This is a genomic window from Exiguobacterium abrahamii, from assembly GCF_015645365.1.
Taxonomy (GTDB): Bacteria; Bacillota; Bacilli; order Exiguobacteriales; family Exiguobacteriaceae; genus Exiguobacterium_A; species Exiguobacterium_A abrahamii.
Window position 1 is genome coordinate 87,673 of record NZ_JADOYC010000004.1, and the last position, 20,791, is coordinate 108,463.

At 43.9% G+C, this 20,791-nt stretch carries 23 protein-coding genes and 1 riboswitch; of the genes, 15 read left to right on the forward strand and 8 right to left on the reverse strand.

Annotated elements, in window-relative coordinates; genetic code table 11:
- Positions 1-71: 71 nt before the first annotated feature.
- Positions 72-707, forward strand: a complete 636-nt coding sequence (locus ITJ88_RS12470) for a sterol desaturase family protein (RefSeq protein WP_195865883.1) — start codon at positions 72-74, stop codon at positions 705-707.
- Between the two features lie 16 nt (positions 708-723).
- Here the strand turns inward: ITJ88_RS12470 and ITJ88_RS12475 are convergent, their stop codons facing one another.
- The 3 genes from ITJ88_RS12475 to ITJ88_RS12485 form a co-directional block, all read right to left on the reverse strand.
- Positions 724-1,278, reverse strand: a complete 555-nt coding sequence (locus ITJ88_RS12475) for a TetR/AcrR family transcriptional regulator (RefSeq protein ID WP_195865884.1) — start codon at positions 1,276-1,278, stop codon at positions 724-726.
- Positions 1,265-3,583: a YhgE/Pip domain-containing protein gene (locus tag ITJ88_RS12480; protein ID WP_195865885.1), complete on the reverse strand. Its 2,319-nt coding sequence runs from the start codon at positions 3,581-3,583 to the stop codon at positions 1,265-1,267. The genes ITJ88_RS12475 and ITJ88_RS12480 overlap by 14 nt, the downstream gene beginning before the upstream one ends.
- A gap of 152 nt (positions 3,584-3,735) precedes the next feature.
- The gene (locus ITJ88_RS12485) at positions 3,736-4,701 is read right to left on the reverse strand and encodes a quinone oxidoreductase family protein (protein ID WP_195865886.1); all 966 of its coding nucleotides are present in this window, start codon (positions 4,699-4,701) and stop codon (positions 3,736-3,738) included.
- A 104-nt stretch (positions 4,702-4,805) separates the two neighbouring features.
- Here ITJ88_RS12485 and yidD point away from each other — a divergent pair, with 104 nt between their 5' ends.
- Positions 4,806-5,090, forward strand: coding sequence for a membrane protein insertion efficiency factor YidD (gene yidD, locus ITJ88_RS12490; RefSeq protein ID WP_058703741.1), 285 nt, complete (start codon positions 4,806-4,808; stop codon positions 5,088-5,090).
- Positions 5,091-5,197: 107 nt separating this feature from the next.
- Here the strand turns inward: yidD and ITJ88_RS12495 are convergent, their stop codons facing one another.
- Complete coding sequence (locus ITJ88_RS12495; protein ID WP_029340806.1) at positions 5,198-5,587, reverse strand: tautomerase family protein; 390 nt, start codon at positions 5,585-5,587, stop codon at positions 5,198-5,200.
- A gap of 55 nt (positions 5,588-5,642) precedes the next feature.
- Entirely contained in the window at positions 5,643-7,127 is a 1,485-nt protein-coding gene (locus ITJ88_RS12500) for an aldehyde dehydrogenase family protein (protein WP_023467170.1), read from the reverse strand.
- 181 nt (positions 7,128-7,308) lie between these two features.
- Here ITJ88_RS12500 and ITJ88_RS12505 point away from each other — a divergent pair, with 181 nt between their 5' ends.
- The 6 genes from ITJ88_RS12505 (at position 7,309) to ITJ88_RS12530 (ending at position 11,945) form a co-directional block, all read left to right on the forward strand.
- Positions 7,309-8,538: a DUF2254 domain-containing protein gene (locus tag ITJ88_RS12505; protein ID WP_195865887.1), complete on the forward strand. Its 1,230-nt coding sequence runs from the start codon at positions 7,309-7,311 to the stop codon at positions 8,536-8,538.
- A gap of 37 nt (positions 8,539-8,575) precedes the next feature.
- The gene (locus tag ITJ88_RS12510; RefSeq protein WP_023467174.1) at positions 8,576-9,058 is read left to right on the forward strand and encodes a DUF456 domain-containing protein; all 483 of its coding nucleotides are present in this window, start codon (positions 8,576-8,578) and stop codon (positions 9,056-9,058) included.
- A gap of 192 nt (positions 9,059-9,250) precedes the next feature.
- Positions 9,251-10,588 carry a hemolysin family protein gene (locus ITJ88_RS12515; protein WP_023467176.1) on the forward strand — a complete coding sequence of 446 codons (1,338 nt, stop codon included), beginning with the start codon at positions 9,251-9,253 and terminating at the stop codon, positions 10,586-10,588.
- Positions 10,589-10,765: 177 nt separating this feature from the next.
- Positions 10,766-11,200, forward strand: coding sequence for an organic hydroperoxide resistance protein (locus ITJ88_RS12520; RefSeq protein WP_023467178.1), 435 nt, complete (start codon positions 10,766-10,768; stop codon positions 11,198-11,200).
- A 32-nt stretch (positions 11,201-11,232) separates the two neighbouring features.
- Positions 11,233-11,406 carry a hypothetical protein gene (locus ITJ88_RS12525; protein ID WP_195865888.1) on the forward strand — a complete coding sequence of 58 codons (174 nt, stop codon included), beginning with the start codon at positions 11,233-11,235 and terminating at the stop codon, positions 11,404-11,406.
- A 26-nt stretch (positions 11,407-11,432) separates the two neighbouring features.
- On the forward strand, positions 11,433-11,945 hold the full coding sequence (locus ITJ88_RS12530; RefSeq protein WP_195865889.1) for a type 1 glutamine amidotransferase domain-containing protein: 513 nt from the start codon (positions 11,433-11,435) through the stop codon (positions 11,943-11,945).
- 47 nt (positions 11,946-11,992) lie between these two features.
- Here the strand turns inward: ITJ88_RS12530 and mce are convergent, their stop codons facing one another.
- Positions 11,993-12,403, reverse strand: a complete 411-nt coding sequence (gene mce / locus ITJ88_RS12535) for a methylmalonyl-CoA epimerase (RefSeq protein ID WP_195865890.1) — start codon at positions 12,401-12,403, stop codon at positions 11,993-11,995.
- Positions 12,404-12,666: 263 nt separating this feature from the next.
- On the opposite strand from mce, the gene ITJ88_RS12540 reads away from it, so the two are divergent.
- From ITJ88_RS12540 to ITJ88_RS12570, 7 genes are all read left to right on the forward strand, one after another.
- Positions 12,667-14,112 carry a murein hydrolase activator EnvC family protein gene (locus ITJ88_RS12540; RefSeq protein WP_195865891.1) on the forward strand — a complete coding sequence of 482 codons (1,446 nt, stop codon included), beginning with the start codon at positions 12,667-12,669 and terminating at the stop codon, positions 14,110-14,112.
- Between the two features lie 201 nt (positions 14,113-14,313).
- Positions 14,314-15,591, forward strand: a complete 1,278-nt coding sequence (locus ITJ88_RS12545) for a murein hydrolase activator EnvC family protein (protein ID WP_195865892.1) — start codon at positions 14,314-14,316, stop codon at positions 15,589-15,591.
- A gap of 63 nt (positions 15,592-15,654) precedes the next feature.
- Positions 15,655-15,765, forward strand: a riboswitch (TPP riboswitch).
- 115 nt (positions 15,766-15,880) lie between these two features.
- The gene (gene thiD / locus ITJ88_RS12550; protein WP_087682130.1) at positions 15,881-16,684 is read left to right on the forward strand and encodes a bifunctional hydroxymethylpyrimidine kinase/phosphomethylpyrimidine kinase; all 804 of its coding nucleotides are present in this window, start codon (positions 15,881-15,883) and stop codon (positions 16,682-16,684) included.
- On the forward strand, positions 16,665-17,432 hold the full coding sequence (gene thiM / locus ITJ88_RS12555) for a hydroxyethylthiazole kinase (RefSeq protein ID WP_195865893.1): 768 nt from the start codon (positions 16,665-16,667) through the stop codon (positions 17,430-17,432). Before thiD ends, thiM begins: the two co-directional genes overlap by 20 nt.
- Positions 17,422-18,060 carry a thiamine phosphate synthase gene (gene thiE, locus ITJ88_RS12560; protein WP_195865894.1) on the forward strand — a complete coding sequence of 213 codons (639 nt, stop codon included), beginning with the start codon at positions 17,422-17,424 and terminating at the stop codon, positions 18,058-18,060. Before thiM ends, thiE begins: the two co-directional genes overlap by 11 nt.
- Before the next feature lie 206 nt (positions 18,061-18,266).
- A complete protein-coding gene (locus tag ITJ88_RS16325; protein WP_230088849.1) occupies positions 18,267-18,515 on the forward strand; it encodes a hypothetical protein in 249 nt (82 codons plus the stop codon).
- A 55-nt stretch (positions 18,516-18,570) separates the two neighbouring features.
- Positions 18,571-18,939, forward strand: a complete 369-nt coding sequence (locus ITJ88_RS12570; RefSeq protein WP_149426836.1) for an ArsR/SmtB family transcription factor — start codon at positions 18,571-18,573, stop codon at positions 18,937-18,939.
- 45 nt (positions 18,940-18,984) lie between these two features.
- Here ITJ88_RS12570 and ITJ88_RS12575 read toward each other — a convergent pair whose 3' ends face one another.
- Both ITJ88_RS12575 and ITJ88_RS12580 read right to left on the reverse strand, forming a co-directional pair.
- Positions 18,985-19,623 (reverse strand): CHASE3 domain-containing protein, encoded by a 639-nt coding sequence (locus tag ITJ88_RS12575; protein ID WP_195865896.1) that lies wholly within the window; start codon positions 19,621-19,623, stop codon positions 18,985-18,987.
- 193 nt (positions 19,624-19,816) lie between these two features.
- A complete protein-coding gene (locus ITJ88_RS12580) occupies positions 19,817-20,683 on the reverse strand; it encodes a YitT family protein (protein ID WP_029340819.1) in 867 nt (288 codons plus the stop codon).
- Positions 20,684-20,791 lie beyond the last annotated feature (108 nt).

Below are 20,791 nucleotides of genomic sequence, written 5' to 3' on the forward strand. Positions count from 1 at the left end.
GTAAAAAAACATGACGAATCAATGAACGTATGATTAGACGCTGTAACGAAAAAAGAAAGGAGAGGGCATCTATGTCAGACATCTATCGCCGTTTTTTTCTATTTCCGGATATTTTAATCATGCTCGTAATACTGATTGCGGTCAGTAGTTATGTCCTTGCTCAGCCGTTTCATTGGTCGATTTTACTGTTCTTTTGTCTTGGACTGATCGTCTTTAGTTTCAGTGAATACTTGACGCATCGTTTTTTGTTCCATTTACCACCACCTAAAAATGCGCTTGGACGAAAATTGTTGAAACGACTTCATTACGATCATCATGCGCATCCGAATGAACTGCATCTGTTGTTTTTACCTGTCTGGTATTCCTTGCCGAACCTTGGTTTCTTTGCGGCTCTGACCTATCTTCTGACACAATCTATCGTCTCGACAGCTGCAGCCGCGAGTGGATTGGTCGTCATGTTGCTTGTGTATGAATGGAAACATTACGTGGCACACGTTCCGCTGAAACCGAGAACACGCTTTGGAAAATGGATGAAAAAGACGCATCTATTACATCATTTCAAAAATGAACACTATTGGTTTGGTGTATCGAATCCGGTAGGGGACTGGTTGTTTGGCACTTTGAAGGATGAGAAAACAGTTACTTCTAGTCAAACGGCACGGAATTTAGAAAAAAATCGAGAATATGAAAAACCGCCGATCCACTGATCGGCGGTTTTTTGATTCATAAAATGCGTAGCATGGCACGGCGAATCGTATCTAATTCCAACGGTTGAGCAATCAATGGCCATTCGGCAATTAACGCAATGTACGTCCGGAAAATCAGAAAGGCGGTGACATCGACTGGTACGTCACGATCATCTTGTCCAAGGCGAGTCTCGAGTAGCGTTTTAAGATATTCGACGACATGCCGTTCGATCCGTGTCCGTAGTTCTTGCATTTCTTGTAATTTGAGATTACGTGTTTCTTCGATGATTTGAAGAATGAACAAATGTTGTTGCTGATGATAGACGATAGCGTCGATCATTGCTTGCTTATTTTCTTCTACCGTCGCATGTTCGACGTAAGCGCGTTCTGCTTCTTCTTTCATCTCTTGCAGCACACGTGTTACGAGTGATTCGAAAAGGTTGAGTTTACTTTCGAACAATTGATAGACGGTCGGTTTCCCGACATGAGCGCGTCGGGCGACACGCTCGATCGTCGTACCTTTATAACCAAGTTCAGAAAAACAAGCCATCGCTGAGTCCAGTATCAATGTTTCTTTATTAGACTGTGTCATGTTGTTTTCGTCTCACTTTCGTTGAGAGTAAAATTCGCTTGGCTCCGAGCCCTCCAACGAAGCTGATGATCAACGCGACGACTAAGATGGTCGCAAGGACTTGACTGTTTGAGATGAGGGCGTCTGTCACACCAAGTCCAAGAGCTTCACGGAATCCGCCGACTGAATACGTCATTGGTAAGAACGTATGAATGGCTTGGAAGAAGCTTGGCGTCATCTCGACTGGGAACGTACCACCACTACCACCGATTTGAAGCAGAAGTAGTAGGAAGGCAAGGAACTGTCCGACGCGACCGAGTAGCATCGCGAGCGTGAACAGAATCGTAATGAACGTCATACCTGTTAAGGCAGCAAATCCATAGAGCGCAGGAACACTTGCGACATCAGCATCGAGGACATAGACGATGGCTGTGGCCGCTGCGACACCTTGTAAGGCTCCAATCGGTAAGATGAGTGATAATTTACCGACAAGGAAGCGCCATGTCAGACTTTCGCCATGTTCTGGACGAATCTGATAGACAGACGAGAACATCAAGGCACCTGCGAATAAGGCGATACTAAGGATATAAGCTGATAAACCAGAACCGTAGTTGTTGACCGTCGAATAGTCATGTTCTTTTAAGACGACAGGTTCTGCCAGCATATTATCCCGCTCTTTCGTCGGCTTGACGGTTGCGTCTTTAGCTCCTTTGCTGAGCTCGTCCTTCAATGTTTTAGCCCCATCTTCAAGTTTGGTATTGGCATCCGCAATTTTTGAAGCCCCATCGGTCGTTTTGCCGATTCCGTCCGTAATCGTAGTTGAACCAGAAGCCAATTGTCCTAACCCGTTATTTAACGCGCTAGCACCTGTTTGGAGTTGATGTGTGCCATCTGAAAGCTGATTAGCCCCGTCAGCCAGTTGTGCGCCACCTGTTGCAGCTTTATGCACACCTGCAGTATATTGACCGAGTTTTTCATTGAATGTTTGTTGACCACTTGCTAATTGTTGTGCACCAGACTCGACTTGTTTCGCACCGTCGACGAGTTTCACTTGACCTGCGTTCAGTTGTGATACAGCTGATTCGACTTGTTGACCACCTGCAGCCAGTTGACCAATCTTCTTCGTTGCGTCCGTTGCTTGAGCAAGACTCTGATCAATCGCGCCTTCTTGGGCGGCGAGATTTTGGATGTTTTCTTCTAATGAACCGATAGAACCGAGTAACGTTTGTTTTTCTTCATCCGATAACTGTTCAGAAGCAGAAATGACTTCTTTTAGTTGCGCAACGTTTGCTTCAAGGGCTTCACGACGTGCTCGTAAATCTTGTTTCGCTTTTTCAGCATCTTGATTAAGTTGCGTTAAAAAGGCGTTGGCAGCTTGTGCTTTTTCATCCAATTGATTTAATCCATCCGTCAATTGAGGAATTTTTTCATTAAGCTGAGCCGTACCTGCAGCCAGTTGTTCTGCCCCTTGACGGACTTGTGTCGAGCCACCGCTGAGTTTCGTTGCTCCGTCTTCTAGTTGTGCAGCACCGGCTTGTAATTTGCCACCATTTTCGTCTAGCGTGTTCAACCCAAAAGACAATTCACCCGTTTTTTGGGCGAAGAGGGCAGTCTTTTCGTCGAGTGTCGTGACGCCGTCACTGAGTTTTTTCGAACCTTGATTGGCTTCCCCAAGTTTTTCGGACAGTGTCAGACTGCCATCCGCAAGTTTTCCAAGGTTCGTTGCCAGTGTTTTGGCACCATCCGCTGTTTTATGGTTGCCATCTTCTAGTTTAGAAGAACCGTCCGATGCCTTTTCCATACCGTTTGCAATTTTCTTTAACGCACCGAAAATCGCACTACTGTATTGTTTCGTCACGGATTTTCGGATCTTTTCGTTTAATTGTTTTGCAGCCGTACTCGAAATTTGTGTGCCCGAGTAGTTTTTGGCTGGATTCAAGTAATACTCCAACTCAATCTTTTTCGGATGATCATCGAGTAGTGTAGTTGCATTTTTAGAGAAGTTCTTCGGGATGACGACCGTCATATAGATTTTGCCGTCACGTAATTCTTTTTCGGCTTTGTCCTTAGATAAGAACTGCCAATCAAAATCATCATTTTTTTTGAGTTTGTCGACGAATTGATCCCCGATGTCGACTTTCTCTCCTTTAAACTTCGTCGCCTTGTCTTCGTTGACGATAGCGACCTTGATATCTTCTGTTTGACCGTATGGGTCCCAGAATGCAGATAAGAAGATGGAGTTGTAGAGAAACGGTACGAGGATGAGGGCGAGAATGACGACAATCATCATCGGACTCTTCAATTTCTTCCATTCTGAGCGAAACATAAATACAAATCCCCTTTCTAAAACTCAAAACTTATTTGGGTTTTAGGTTTTGATGAGATTTACTTTACTCTCTTCATTAAAAAAAAGCAATCGATAATTCTAATTTCACATAAAAAAGACGACTCACGGGGAGTCGTCTTAGAAAAAACGAGTTAAGGAAGCAAAAGTAGTTTTCCTGTGCTGCGTCGACTTTCTAAAAAGTCATGTGCTGCTTTGCCATCAGATAATCTGAATGTTGTAGGAGAAGACAGGGTGAGATGATTGGATAGAATCCAATCAAATAATTCACCAGATCTACGGATTCGTTCTTCAGAAGATGTTAATACGTTCCAAAGGTCACCACCCGTCAATGTTTTGGACGTATCCATCAAGAAGCGAGGATCGACAGATACGGGATCGCCGCCTGCCATACCATAGAAGACAACCGTTCCATGGACTTTTGTCACATGGAAACTATCCATTAAGGTAGGACCAATGGATTCGTAGACCACATCAACCCCTTTACCCGAAGTTTGCGCGAGCACGTGCTCGACCCAGTTCTCGGAATATAAATAGACAGATTCACAGCCCGCAGTTTTAGCAATCTGTGCTTTCTCAGGAGAAGACGTCAATCCAATCGGAGTTGCCCCAAGCAAACGAATGAGCTGTGTCAACAACTGACCAACGCCACCGGCGGCTGCATGCACTAAGACGACATCTCCCGGTTGGACATGATAGCTATCTCGAGTTAAATAATGCGCTGTTAACCCTTGTAATAAGACAGAAGCTGCTGTTTCGTATGAGATACCATCAGGAAGCGGAATCAATTTATCGACGGGTGCTGCGACGTACTCAGCATTCGCAAGCGGAACGTCCGCAAAAGCAACTCGTTGACCTACGTGGAACGTTGAAACAGCTGAACCAACCGCTGTGATAATGCCTGAACCTTCGTAACCTAAAATATAGGGGGGCTGTCCTTCCAAATGGTAGTTTCCTTTTCGGCGATAGATGTCTGCGAAATTCAGACCGATCGCTTTCATTTCAATCAGAACTTCCTGTTCAGTGATTGTTGGCGTTGGTACGTCTTCGAAGCGTAATACATCAGAACCTCCGAATTCGTGGAAAGTTAATGCCTTCATCTCAACACATCCTTCTTTTAAATCTGCTTTTAGTATAAGGCAGAACATCTGAAAATGATGGACAGATGCGTTACACTAGAAAAAAAGACGAAAGAAGGGACAGTATGAAGCGTGTCTTAATGGGAGGAATTCGTTTTTATCAAAAAGTCATCTCTCCCATGAAACCAGCTACATGTCGATTCTATCCAACATGCTCCCATTACGGGATGGAGGCGATTGAACGTCATGGTGCGGTAAAAGGTAGTTATTTGACGACGCGTCGATTGTTACGGTGCCAACCGTTCCATCCAGGAGGCCTTGACTTCGTTCCAGAACCCGATCAATTTAGTTGGAAAGCACCGCTGCAACGGGAAAATCCACGGGAGAAGACGGAAGAAACGAAGGAGTAAGTCATGTGAAGGTTCTCTCTTGTTTAATGAAGTAAGAACAAATAAAGGGAAGTATGTTACCGGAAATTACCGATAACATACTTCCCTTTTGTTCTACTTACAGACGATCATAGTTTACCCGTTAAAAACTGTGCTTCGCCAAGACCGAAGCTCCAGTCGGCTGCATCATTTTCGACGATCGACACCATCAAATCAGTCGGTGCGAGTCCGCAGTTTGCTTGTAAGCGTTCGGCGAGTAATTGGTAGAGACGTTGTTTTTTCTCTTCCGTCCGCGTTTTACTCGTCACACTAATAAGAACGATATCTTTACTCCGTTCAAATCCGAGTCCTGTATCTTGAATGACCATCTCATGTGCTTTATGCGTATGCACGATTTGATAACGATCGCGCTCCGGCACATCAAATGCTTCGACCATCGCATCGTGTGCGGTATCGAGTAACGTTTTTAACTCTTCTTCTGAACGTCCTTCAATGACGTCGAATCGTAATAACGGCATGTGAAATCACTCCTTCACAAAATTATGTAGAGTAGGGGAAAACCCTACTCTTATATTACTCAAAGAATGGTTTGTATTGACGACGATCGTGCATGACAGATAACCATTGGACAGTCGAGAATTCTTCAAGTACCCACTCGCCGTTAAAGCGACCGAGCCCTGAATCTTTTTCACCACCAAATGGCATATGTGGCTCATCGTTGACCGATTGATCGTTGATGTGAATCATACCTGTCTCGACTTCAAGTGCAAAGGCAGTCGCACGTTCAATAGAAGAACCGTGGACAGCGCCGCTCAATCCGTACGGAAGCGAGTTCGCGATTTCAAGTGCCTCTTCATCCGTATCGAACGGGATGATGACAGCGACTGGTCCGAAGATTTCATTTTTAGCGAGTGGCATATCATTCGTAACACCAGTGACGACAGTAGGTGCGATGACGTTATCTTTTGCTTCGCCGCCGACACGAACGGTTGCACCCGCAGCTTTTGTTTTCTCGAGATCTTCAAGAATCCGTTCAACTTGTGATTGGTTGATGAGTGGTCCGACTTGTGTCCGATCATGTGATGGATCACCGTATTGTAGCTCTTTTACACGAGCGACGTATTTCTCGACGAATTCATCATGAATCGAAGAAGCGACGAGAATTCGGTTCGTCGACATACAAATTTGACCTTGGTGATAGAACTTGCTGTAGACAGCAGATTCGACCGCACGATCGAGATCAGCATCATCAAGTACGACGAAGACGTTGTTTCCGCCAAGTTCAAGCGCTGTTTTCTTCAGGTGTTTACCAGCAAGTTCACCGATATGACGACCAACTTCAGTGGATCCTGTGAATGAAATCAAGCGTGGTACAGGATGTTCGACGATAGCATCACCGATTTCTGAACCGCGACCGACGATGACATTCAAGACACCTTTTGGCAATCCGGCTTTTTCAAACAGACTAGCAAAAATCAATCCACCTGAAACAGGTGTGTCCGTAGCCGGTTTAACAACGACTGCGTTCCCGATGGCAATGGCAGTAGCGATCGACCGTACAGCTAAGTGGAACGGGAAGTTCCATGGACTGATGACACCGATGACACCAAGTGCTTTACGGTAAATCCGGTTTTCTTTGCCTGGTACGACCGATGGACGAATTTCACCGTGCATCCGAAGTGGGAATGTCGCAGCTTCCTTGACGATCAAGACAGAAGCAAGGAATTCACCTTCCGCTTTGATGCGTGTACTTCCGGACTCTTTGATCAACCATTCGATGATCGTTTCTTTCTCTTCGTACAAGACTTTCAAGAAGTTTTCGATGAGACCTTGACGTTTTAAAGCAGGAACTTTTGCCCAGTCTTTTTGAGCGACTTGAGCCGCTTCATAAGCGTCATCTAAATCTTGTTGATTTGCTGCAGAGATTGTAAAGAGCTCTTCACCCGTGAAAGGATTCGTGTTCGTCATGTTGCTGTCACTTGCGCCTGTGCGCCACTGACCATCAATATAAATCTTCGTGAAATCTGTATGCAATGTTGCTTCGTTTTGTTGAGCCATATCATTTCATCTCCCATTCGTTTTCATAACAATTAAGTTATTCACGTTATGAAAAGAAGTAAAACACATCCGTGCACTTCGACCAAACATATTGCTCAAAGTCAGTCAGTCAGATGGGTTTTAAAGCGCTTTAAATCAGGAATTCAATCAATATAGTGCTATAAAAAGGAGGAATTTTATTTTGAAGAAGCTGAAAGTCCTGTCTCGAGAAATCAATTGGTGGTGGCCATTGTTATATGGTCTCATTGGGATTGGTTTGACGGGAATCGTGACGTGGTTAGATGTGTATATATCAAACTGGTTTCCAAAAGACTGGCAAACGACGCTTGGCTTAGCGCAGACAATCCATAGTTCGGTCTTTACCGGACTGCTCGCCATGATGACATTCACATTCTCAACCATTCTTGTCGTATTGACGACCTATTCATCACAATTTTCACCACGGACATTGCCTAACTTCATCGAGAATCGGCAGGTGCAACACATTTTCGGTATATTCATTGGAGCGGTCAGTTACTCGATGACGATGCTCTTTTTTCTTCGTCCGGCTTTGAAGACGAGCGTCGTCGCTTCGACAGTAGCCGTTCTCGTCGTGTTGATATCGATCGTGGCATTCGTCGCATTCATTCATATCGTCAGTCAGTCGATTCGCGTGACGACATTACTCGATCGATTACACGAAGAAGGGAACGAATTGTTAAAACGTCAAATCGAACATCTAGAATCAGGAGAACAGAAGATTACTGAAAGAAAGATGACGACAAATTATCCACATCTTATTCAGGCAACACGAACCGGATATATTCAAGCAGTCGATTATGATGCTTTTGATCAGAAAGACCGCGTGTATATTCATCGAACGGTCGGCTCATTCGTAACAGAGGGAGAAGCCATCGGACGGGCAACTTGCCGGGATATCAATGAAAGTATCTTGATTGGACCGACGAAATCTTCAGAACAGGATTTTGCATTTGTTCTTGAAAAATTAAGTGAAGTTGCTTTACGTGCGATTTCTCCAGGAATCAATGATCCGAATACAGCAAGACATGCGGTTCGGATCATTGGTGACTTAATGCGACAGTATGCCGTAATACCAGATGGTGTGCTAGTTGTTGGAAAGGACCAGCAACACATCGTCGTCAGGGAAACTTACCAACAATTGTTATACACGACGTTTTATCAACTACGACATTACGGAGCAGAAGATATTTCAGTTCTCGCGACGATGCTTGAGTCGCTTGGAACGATGAAGCGGCAAGCCTTACCAGCTCACTATGAAACGATTCAACGGTTCATTCCATACATCTGTTCGGAAGTACGTTTTGAAACAATGAACGACTGGGATCGTGATTTTTTACAAAATCAAATTCATCGGGCGTTGAATGAAACTTTTGTCTCCCCTTCGACGTAAAAAGGGCAAGAGAATCAAAAGAAGGGAGGAATAGAAAGTGACAATCTTGTTATGGAGTCTGATCGTCGTCTGTTTTCTAGTCGCTTTTGCAGGTCTCGTGTATCCGATCATCCCAAGTGCACCGATTTTAGTAGTAGGCTTTTTGATTTATGGATTCGGATTCGGGTTCTCTGAATTATCGATTAGTTTTTGGGTGATTCAAGCGATTTTCATCATTCTCTTATTTACACTCGATTATCTCGTTAGCGCCTACACCGTCGATCGACGGGGAGGCTCACAAGCGGCTAAGATTGCAACGACAGTCGGATTGATTGCGGGACCATTTATTTTGCCGGGTATCGGATTATTAATTTTCCCGTTTGTCTTTGCCATCTTGACGGAAAAAATCATTAGTAAAAAAACATGGCAAACCTCGGTTTCAGTTGGAATCGGAACAGTCCTTGGTATCTTATCAAGTGCCTTGTTAAAGGGAATCGCGATGTTACTCATGATCGTAATCTTTATTCTCTATGTCGTCTGACGGTCTGAAATGATGTCTTCAAGTACACATTTTATGAAAGTTCCGTTATAGTATGAATATGAAAAAGTAGGGAAGCTTTGAAAGTCTGAAGCTTCTTTTTGCTGTAAACCACCAGATGCCTCGGCATCTGGCTTTATATTAATGGAGGTGAATCCCCTTTCTTCGGGGAAACGATTGGACAGTACACACTCAATGGAGACATTCGACACGACGACGATCATCATTCGGTTACTCGTCATTGCACTACTCATCGTCTTAACCGCTTTTTTTGTAGCTGCCGAATTTTCGGTCGTCAAAATGCGAATGTCTCGAATCGATCAGTTGATTACAGAAGGAAGCAAGACTGCGAAAGTGGCGAAGAGGCTACTTGAGAATTTGGATTATTATTTATCGGCCTGTCAACTTGGAATTACGGTGACAGCGCTTGGTCTCGGGTGGTTAGGAGAATCAACGGTGGGTGCGATTCTCGGTATGTTGTTCGAAGAGATTGACATTCCGAACTCCGTCTCGACGATCATTTCGTTCGTTCTTGCATTCTCGATTGTAACGTTTCTTCATGTCGTGCTTGGAGAACTTGCTCCAAAATCTTTAGCGATTCAAAAAACTGAAGCGATCACGATGTTACTCGCGCCACCACTATATTGGTTCGGTAAAATCATGAAACCCTTCATCTGGACATTGAACGGTTCAGCACGAATCATTCTTCGGTTGTTTGGCGTCGAGCCAGCGGGACACGAAGAAGTCCATTCTGAAGAAGAGATTAAAATCATCATGACGCAGAGTTATAAGAGTGGAGAAATCAACCAGACTGAGCTTTCCTACATGCAGAACATCTTCTCGTTCGATGAGCGAATCGCGAAAGACATCATGTTACCGCGGACGGACTTAATCACGATCTCGAACGATGCATCGATGGAGGACATCATTCGCCTCGTTGAAGAGTATCAGTTCACACGTTACCCAGTAGCGGAAGAAGGAGATAAGGATAAAATCCTTGGCTTCATCAATGCGAAACAATTGTTTACGGATCATATGGCGAACAAAGGAAAAGCATTAAGCTATTACATCCACAACTTGCCGATTGTATCCGAATATTCGCCGCTTCAAGATGCCATGCTGAAAATGCAGGTGGAACGGACACCGATGGCACTCGTCATCGATGAATATGGTGGTACGGCTGGTGTCATCACGATGGAAGACATCTTGGAAGAAATCGTCGGAGAAATCCGAGATGAATTCGATAAGGATGAGAAAGCAGATATCGAACAAATTCATGAGCGGTTATACCGCATCTCAGGCCGTGTCTTGATTGATGACCTAAATGAACGCTTTAACCTAGGAATTGAAGAAGAAGACATTGATACGATTGGTGGCTGGGTCATGGCACAAGATACGGAAGTGTCGAGTGGTCAAGAATTCCGCTATCAGGAATACACGATCAAAGTCATGGAAGTCGATAATCATCAAGTGAAATCGATTTATCTTCAATTGCCTGATCAAGAAGAAACTGCAACAGAAGAGATTGGATAAGAAATAGAATGTGCAAGACGATGAACTTCGAGTTCATCGTCTTTTTTTGTCTACTTAAAAAATGATTAGCTAAGGTGATAGACACCTCTTGTGTTTATCTCCCTCAGTGACGGGTATTACTGTCTATGTGGCAAAAAAAAGCATTTTTTAATTCAACAGGAAAAGGGGTTTTCTATCATGTCAAACGTCATTCTTACTTCACGTGCATCTGCAGTCGGTGGTCGCGACGGGAAAGTCGCTTCAGACGATAACGTCATCAATCTCGATTTAGTCATGCCAGGAACAAAAGGCAAAGAAGACATTCCGACATCAAACCCGGAACAGTTATTCGCAGCAGGATATGCCGCTTGTTTTGATGGTGCCTATAATTTGATGGCGCGCCAAGCAAAAAAACGAGTCGAGACGCGGACGAATTCAGAAGTCAGCCTCTTACAGGACGAAGCGGATAACGGTGTAAAAATTGCAGCGAAACTCGTCGTCGAGGTCGTCGGCGTATCGCAAGAAGAAGCCGAAGATTTACTAGAGAAGACACACAATTTCTGCCCGTACTCGAAAGCGACACGTGGCAACATTGATGTCGATCTTTCAGTTAAAGTCGTCGATTCACTATAAGCATAATCGACGAATCATAAGGAGGGTTTTCCATGGCACCGAAAGAAACCGATCGTCCAAATGAAAAGTTTGAAGATGAACGGGATCGTCTGTCGGATAAAGAACGGAAACTGACAGAGGAGCAACAAAAGGAAATCCTAAAAGGAAAAGACGAAATGCCAGATGATACGGTCTCTCCACGAGATCGCGGAGAAGATCCGATTTAAATCAAACAACTTGGGGGATGAATCACATGTCTAAAAAAGTAGCAGTCGTACTCGCCGATCATTTTGAAGATGTAGAATTCACAGGACCGGTTGATGCATTAAAAGAAGCAGGGCACGAGATCACTGTCATTGGTGCTAAAAAAGGTGCAGAACTCGTCGGCAAACAGGAAGAGGCAAAAGTAAATGTTGATCTCTCGATTGATGAGACTTCAGCAACAGACTACGATGCTCTCCTGATTCCAGGCGGTTTTTCACCAGATTTACTTCGAGAAGACGAGCGTTTTGTCTCATTCGTCGAAGAATTCGATATGTCGAAAAAACCAATTTTCTCGATTTGCCATGGACCACAATTGATGATTAATGCAAAAATCGTCAAAGGAAGAAAAATGACAGGTTATAAATCAATTCGAATTGATTTAGAAAATGCTGGTGTGGACTTTGCAGATGAAGAAGTCGTCGTTGACGATAATTTCGTCTCAAGTCGTCAACCAGATGATATTCCTGCATTCAATCGGGAAATCGTTGCAAAACTTGGCTAATGGTATAGAACAAAAATCAGCACTGCGATAACGCAGTGCTGATTTTTTTAGGGGTTCTCTGGATAATCACAGAGTTCCGTAATGACGCCGTGTGAATGCCGGGGATTCATATAAATCAGTCGTCGTCCGAATGGCGTCGTTCGATACGTATCTTCTAAAAATGTTAACCCTTGTTGTTTTGCTTCTTCAATCGCTTGATCTAAATTCTCTACGCGATAAGCAATGTGATGGACACCTTTCCCGCGTTGTTTTAAAAAACGAGCAATCGGACTATCCGGACTAGTTGGCGTCAACAACTCGATGTGCGCATCATCGAACTCGATGACCGCAATATTGGAAGCGATACCAGGCGCAGGATTCGAGTACTCTTTTGTTAAGGTTCCTCCAAGTACGTTTGTATAAAATGAAATGGCTTCCTGCATGTCGCGAACGGCAATTCCAGTGTGGTCTAATTTCATATGATACCCTCCTTCTGTTCGCTTCAGTTTCCCAAAAACACTCCAAAGTTGCAACGATGAGTTACCTTCCAAATGTTTCTATTACATAGAAGAGGAAAGATTTATTTAAAATGAAATATCACTGAAATATTATGGAAGAGGAATGAATGCTATAATCAAAAACGTTCTTATAAAAAAGAAAAACTATTACAGAATTTAAATTTAACTTAAATACTCTACGATAAATCATAAAACATACACTACAGAAAAAGAGGGAATACTACATGAAAAAAACGTTCGCGTCGCTCATCGTTTCCGCACTGGTTCTTTCATCAGCACCTCATTTTGCAGCAGCTGACGATTTAAGTGAACAGAAAGCCAAAAACGAACAACAGCAACAAGACAATGCTAAAAAGCAAAAAAACTTAGAGTCTTCTGTTAATCAAGAAGGTCAAAAAATCTCTAAAACACAACAAGAAGTCAATCGACTAGACGAAGCGTTGAACGAAAAAATCTTTGCTGTCGAAACAAAGGATCGTCAAATCAAAGCAACAGAACGTGAAATCGTTGAACTTGGAAAAGAAATCGAGAAATATAAAGCGAAACTAAAACGCCAAGAAAAACTACTCGGTGATCGTCTTCGTGTCATGCAAGAGAATGATGGAAACTCAATTAAATGGGAAGAAGTCATCTTTGGTGCTAAAAACGTTGGTGATCTCGTAAGCCGTGTCATGGCAGGGAAATCCATTTCAAAACAAGATGATAAAATGATCACGGATTACCAGAATACGCAAAAGCAATTAGCGGATGCGCAACAAGAAGTAAAAGAAAAGAAAGCGCAGTTGGTAGTAGAGAAAAAAGAATTAAAACGTCAACAAGCGGATCTTGAATCACAATTAAAAGAGCGGAACAAACGCTTAAAAGAACTACGTAAGAAAAAAGAAAAGTTCGAAACACAATTGATGGATGCAAAAGAAGTTCAACAAATTCTGATTGCGCAAGAAAAAGCGATTGCTGCTGAAAAAGCAGCACGTGAACGTGAAGCGCGAATCGAAAAAGAACGTCAAGCTCAAGCGGCACGTGAAGCAAAAGCACGAGCAGAAGCTGAAGCAGCGCAAGCAGCAGCACAAAAAGCAGCAGAAGAGCAAGCCGCTAAAGAAGCAGCAGCTCAGCAAGCAGCACAAGAGAAGGCAGCGCAGTCAGCAAAACCTTCTGGTTCGACGAAACAATCGGCACCAAAACCATCTACACCAGCACCAGCTGCGCCTGCTCCAGCGCCGTCAGCACCAGCTGCACCAAAACCAGCACCATCATCAGGTGGTCTGTTCATTCATCCAACTGCCGGAACTGTTACACAAGGGTATGGTTCTGCAGGTGGAGAGAACGGATATACGTTCCATAACGGAATTGACTTTGGTGGTCCAGTCGGTACGCCAATCGTGGCAGCTGCAACAGGTACAGTCATTACAGCATCAGGTGGCGGACCTTACGGAAACCATGTCATGATCGCTCACCAATTGAACGGGAAGACATATACGACAGTATATGCTCACATGAGTTCACTCAATGTTCATGCTGGTCAACGTGTCAGCCAAGGTCAACAAATTGGCGCGTTAGGTAGTACAGGAAATTCAACAGGACCACACCTACACTTCGAAATCCATATCGGTGGGTATAGCTATAGTGCGACTGGTCCAGCTAACTCAGTTAATCCAATGTCGATGCTTTAATCGTAAAGAATCGTTGCGTATGCAACGGTTCTTTTTTTGTCATTTTCAAAAAATAAATCATATATTACAAAAAACCGTTTTCATTTGAAATGTAAATGAAATTTTTTTGAAACGATTACGGTGCTATAATCTATTTCAGATATGAGAGAAACTTGAATACTATAATAAAATATGAAAAAACATAAGTGAGGAAAACGATATATGCTAAAAAAACTAATTTCTACCATTGTTTTAGGAGCATTACTTATAACAGGAACACAACCGATTGCAGCAGCGACAATTAAAGAAAAAAAGGCTGAGAATGCCGCTGAACAACGTAAACTTGAAAAAGCAATCAAAAAACAAGAAGCTAAAATCTCAAAAGAGCAACGTCAAATCAATCAAATTGACGCAGCAATCAACGAAAAGATTTTCCAAGTCTCCGAAAAAAATAAACAAATTGAACAGTTGAACGTTCGAATCGATGAGTTAAAGGCAGACATCGTCCGTTACGAAGAAATGTTACAGAAACAGGAAGAATTACTCGGTGATCGTTTGCGTGTTTTCCAAGAGAACGATGGAAACTCGATTAAATGGGAAGAAGTCATTTTTGGATCGAAGGACTTAGGTGATTTATTCAGCCGTGTCATGGCGGGAAAAAAAATCGCTGAGCAAGACGATAAAATGATTTCGGATTACATCGCAACGCAACAAAAATTAGCAGAAGCAAAACAAGCGCTCGTTGAGAAAAAAGCGGAGCAAATGCAAGAAAAGAAAGTATTGATTGAACAAAAGAAAGCGTTAAAGCTTCAAATGAAAGAACGTAGTGCTACGCTGAAGAAATTACGAAAAGGGAAGACGAAGTTCACGACAGAACTGTTAGACGCAAAAGAACTTCAAGCGACTCTCGAAGCGCAAGAACGTGCAATTGCGGCAGCAAAGGCAGCCGCTAAAGCAGCGGCTGAAAAAGCAGCAGCGGAGAAAGCAGCAGCTGAAAAAGCCGCTAAAGCGAATGCTCAAGCAGCAAAACAAGCAGGTAAGAGTTCAGAATCTACTGATTCTGTTGCCCCGCCCGTTGTTTCGAGTGGAGGGAAATTCGTTCGACCATCTTCTGGTGGAGTGTCGCAAGGATTCGGACCAGCAAGCGGCGCGAACGGTTATACGTTCCACAACGGTGTTGATTTCAGTGGTTCGGTCGGGTCTCCAATCGTCGCTGCAGCAGCTGGAACGGTCATTACAGCATCAGGTGGTGGACCTTACGGTAATCATGTCATGATTTCTCACTTCCTCGATGGACAAGTGTACACGACCGTCTACGCACATATGAGTTCATTATCGGTTCGTGCAGGACAAACGGTCTCTCAAGGTCAGCAAGTCGGAACACTTGGTAGTACAGGGAATTCAACAGGGCCACACTTACATTTCGAACTACATGTCGGAGGCTATCAATACAGTGCTTCTTCTCCTCTGAATGCAGTCAATCCATTGGCATATCTGTAATCAAAACGGGCTTCGGCTCGTTTTTTTTTCTTCTCTATGCTACAGTTAAGGCGAAACGAATACTTGAGCAACTAGGGGAGCTGGAGGAATCCGGCTGAGAGGAAAACCAATCTGTTTTCGACCCTATTACCTGAACTGGATAATACCAGCGTAGGAAAGTTGAGCCGAACGGATACCGGAATGCGTGTATAACGCTTTCGTATAGCGTCGACTGCTTTTTTACAGCGGTCGACGCTTTTTTTGTCGGTCACGACTCCCTTACATTGCTCGATGGGAAGGTGAAAAGAACATGAAACACGTACTGACGATTGCAGGATCCGACTCCGGTGGTGGAGCGGGGATTCAAGCAGATTTAAAAACATTTTCAGCTTTAGGCGTTTATGGAATGAGCGTCCTGACAGCCGTCACGGCGCAAAATACGTTGGGTGTTCAAGCGGTGGAAGAGTTATCCCCAGAAATCGTAGATGCCCAGTTAACGTCGATTTTTTCAGACATTCGTGTCGATGCGATCAAAATCGGAATGGTCTCGAATGCGCAGACGATTCGTGTCATTGCTACACATCTCCGCAAACAGACAGTTCCGATCATATTAGATCCCGTCATGGTCGCTAAAGGTGGTCATGCCCTATTGCGGACGGAGGCTGAACAAGCATTGATTTCAGAACTTCTACCACTTGCGACACTCGTCACACCGAATTTACCGGAAGCGGAGCGTTTAACAGGACGATCAGTGACCAATCTAGAGGAAATGCGATTGGCGATGCATCAATTGGCTACACAGACAGGTGCAGTATTACTAAAAGGTGGGCATCTCTCGGGAGCTGCGACGGATTTGTTGTTTGATGGGGAAGTGGAACACCGCTTCACATCGGAACGGTTAGACAATCAACATACTCATGGAACTGGTTGTACCTTATCTGCGGCGATTGCGGCGCGGATGGCGCTTGGAGAAGATTTAACAGATAGCGTAAGACAGGCAAAGAGCTATGTCACGGAGGCAATTCGTCATGGATTTGCCCTCGGACAAGGTATTGGACCGACACATCATTTTCATTCACTTTGGAGGGATACACATGTTTACGACCATTCTTGAACACAAACCACTCATTCACCATCTGACGAACACGGTGACGATCAACGACTGCGCGAACGTCACACTCGCTGTTGGAGCATCACCCGTCATGGCGGAAGACATTCGCGAAGTAGAAGAGATGGTTAGACTCGCGCAAGCACTTGTCTTAAACATTGGTACGATCGATGCAGACATGCAAGCAGCTCAACGACTTGCATCCCGTGAAGCGGAACGTTTGAATGTCCCAATCGTTCTTGATCCAGTTGGAGCAGGGGCAACGACATTACGTACTGCCTTCTCTAAAGAACTTATCGATCTCGGGTGTACGGTCATTAAAGGAAATGCTTCTGAAATCAAGACGTTACTGGGGGAAGATGGGCGAACTAAGGGAGTCGATGCTGCGGGAGATGCAATGATGGATCGAGAAAGTATTCGTGCATTCGCTCGCAAACACAAATCTGTCCTCGTCGTGACAGGTCCGAACGACTATATCACGGATGGAACGCGCGAAATGGAATTACATGTAGGAACACCTCGTCTAGGAGATATCACGGGTACTGGCTGTATGACGGCTTCCTTAATTGCGAGTTTCCTCGGTGCAGGATATACAGCGTTTGAGGCGGCTGTTCACGGAACATTCGTCATGGGAAAAGCAGGAGAACAAGCAGCCTCCGCGCAAGGTCTTGGTGATTTTAAACGAGAGTTGTTCAATGCAATCAGCCTCATGACGGTACAAGATCTTGTGGAGGTGACAGAACGTGTCAATTGATTACTCCATCTATGCAGTGACGGATCGTCGGTACCATCCTGGATTCGCGATCGAGACGGTCGTTGAGGAAGCCATTTTAGGTGGGACAACGATCGTGCAACTACGGGAAAAAACAGCGCAAGGAAAGGAATTCTTCGATCAGGCAGTTCGGTTGAAAGCGCTCACGGATCGCTACGACGTTCCTTTGATCATCAATGACCGGATCGATATCGCGTTACTCGTCGGAGCTGGTTTGCATATCGGACAAGAAGACATTCCTTTAACCGCAGCACGTCGCCTTTTACCAGATGCTGTGATTGGTGTTTCGGTAGCAACCGTTGCACAAGCGATTGAAGCAGAACGAGACGGAGCATCTTATTTAGGCGTGGGGTCTCTATTTGCGACGTCATCCAAAGCGGACGCTGATTCCATGTCGCACACGATGCTTCAGGCAATTCGAGAAGCCGTACGATTACCTCTAATCGGTATTGGTGGAATCACAGCAACGAATGTCTCTTCTCTGCCTATCCCGCTAGAAGGGTATGCCGTCATCTCAGAAATTTTCGCTAAAGAAGATCGGCAACTCGCTACGCAACAAATGACAGATGCTGTACGAGAATGGCATCAATCACTTCAGAACAGGGTATAATCCGTTCAGAGGTGATTGTATTGAAATGGCAGACAATTCGTTTTCACGGCTATTGGATTCGATATCGGTTAGAACCACAAATCATTCGAGTCGATAATCAGGGGATCTACCATCTAGGAAAAGTTTTATTTCCGCGTCCTAATCGTATATCTTATGAGATGGCCCTTTTATTGAAAGAAAAGTATGAAAGACGCTACAAACGTCCGTTGTATATTAAAACGAGCTCGATTGCGACGGAAATTTGGGGACATACTCATTTAGATATCTATTACCGGGCACTTCTTCGTCTACCGATTCCGACGCGACTTCGTCAACATTATACGAACCGATTAGAAAGCACGAAAGTCATTGACATCGGCGTACGCGCTGTCGATCAAAATCGAATTGTCTGGGATATCGGAGATTACGTAGGAGGATGGTTCGTGTTTTGGCTCATTCGCAGACGAATGCGCTGAACTTGCAATGTCCTGTTTCTCATGGTGCAATATAGGTAGAAACGAGGTGACGGACATGGACATTCCCCGTTGTGAAACGATTGCGATTGATGAACAACGCGCGTCTGAAATCGGACATATCGTTGACACGATTCCGACGCTAGAAATCGGAAAGCTATTTAAGATTCTTTCGGATGCGACACGACTGCGAATCGTTTATGCGCTGACGATCGAAGAAGAACTATGCGTTTGTGATGTCTCGGCTTCTGTCGACTGTTCGATTGCAACAGCGTCGCATCATCTTCGATCTTTGTTGAAACAAGGACTCGTCAAGTTTCGAAAAGACGGTAAAGTCGTCTATTATTCCTTGGATGACCATCATGTGTCATCGCTTGTACATATGGCGATGGAACATGTACAAGAGGGAAAAGCAATGTCTGAATGAGTCTTTAGAATAAACGAAAAGCGCAGCCAAAGCTGCGCTTTTCGTTTATTCTAAAGACGATTGTTCTGATCCTTTTGGAGCGAAGCGGTGGAAGAAAAAGACCGTGGCACTAATCAGTAAAAAGGACAGGATGGAGAGACCAAGACACATCCATTTATATGTAGCGATCAAAGTATCTGATTGTTGTAATTTGGCTTGAAGCGTTTTATACAAATCATCTTTCACACGGGATAAGTCTTCGAGAATCGTTTGAGTCGTCTGAGTTGACTGTCTAGCAAGACGTTTTGCGGCTGTTGGACTTTGACGTTCATAGACGACAAACACGCGTTCAATTTCGGACTCCCAAACATTGTTGCGGCGAAGAAGATCTTTAATCGTCCCTGGAGTAGTCGACGATTGGTTCAGACTATTGCGCAAATCATGGATTTTAGACGTTGAAAAGTAATATTGTTCGATATAACGATTATCTTCATACAATAAGAGACCACGAACCGCATTAGCACGATCTCGATTGTGTTCGACCAACTGATCTACCTGATTGATTAACGGTATATCATGATCCTTCATTTGCTCGGTCATCGTTGCAATCGTCCGATAACCGGATAACGCATAGATGATTGGGATAGAGGCGAATAAGCTGACCAAGAAAATCAGCAGAATACGCTGACGCCAAAGAGAGTGCATGCAATCATTCCTTTAAATAAAAGACATGTCATAAGCTTAACTACTATCGTAAAAAAAGTGAAGCCTGTCTATTTTTTGAATAGGGATAATGATCAAAAAAGTGAATAATACTCATAAAAAAGCAGGAAAGATGATGCAATACGAGAAGCTGTTTTAAGAAGATGAAAAAAGCACAGCTAAGCTGCGCTTGGTGTTAAAACGAATACGAATGTTCCTTGTAATTGCCGAAGACAGTGTGGATTTCCGAGAATGTAACGAATGCATTCGGTTCGACAGAAGAGACGATTTCTTGCAAACGGACGATTTCATTATTTTGAACGACGACATAGACCATTTTTTTCGTTCGGTTGGAATATCCTCCACGTGCATCGAGAATCGTGACACCACGACCGAGTTCTTTTGTAATGACTTCATTGATTTCATCTGCTTTCTCACAAATGATGATACATTGCTTAGAAGCAGAATAGAAACTGTAAACCGTCTGAAGGGCTTTGGCACGAACAAAGCTCATGATGAGAGCATACATAACGTGTTTAAGATCAAATACCCACCATACAAGGATGTAGATGACAAGATCTTGCATCAGAAATATACGAGGAAGTGGCCAGTTATGAAAACGAGCAAAGAAAAACTTTCCGAGAATATCAAGCCCTCCAGTTGAAGCACCACCGAAGAAGATCAATGCCATTGCAAGACCAGAGACTAGACCAGCAAAGATGGAAGCGACGAGTGGATCGTTTAAAGATTCCGGAACGATTTGAGTCGGAATCCAGTCAATTAAAAAGGAAGAAGCAATGACGATAATTCCAGATAAGAACATGAATCGTTTGCGTAGGAAACGGAAACCTAAAAGGAAGAGGGGAATGTTTAAGAGCAATTGCGTTAATCCAATTGGCGTGTGGAAGAGCTCTTGAATAATGAGCGTGATCCCCATGATACCGCCTGATCCGATATCATTTGGAGATAGTAGTAGGCTGATGTAAAGGGAATACAGCAATGTACCAATGATTAAGAAACTGATTTTTTCAACTCTCTTTTTCTGTGGGTGTGTTGTAGTCATGGCAATATGATGAGTGACCTCATGCTCCTCCTTCTGTGAGTATCTGCATGCAAGAGTACGCTCAAATGCATAAAATTTCAACCCTTCTTATGAAAAAAGATGAAAAAG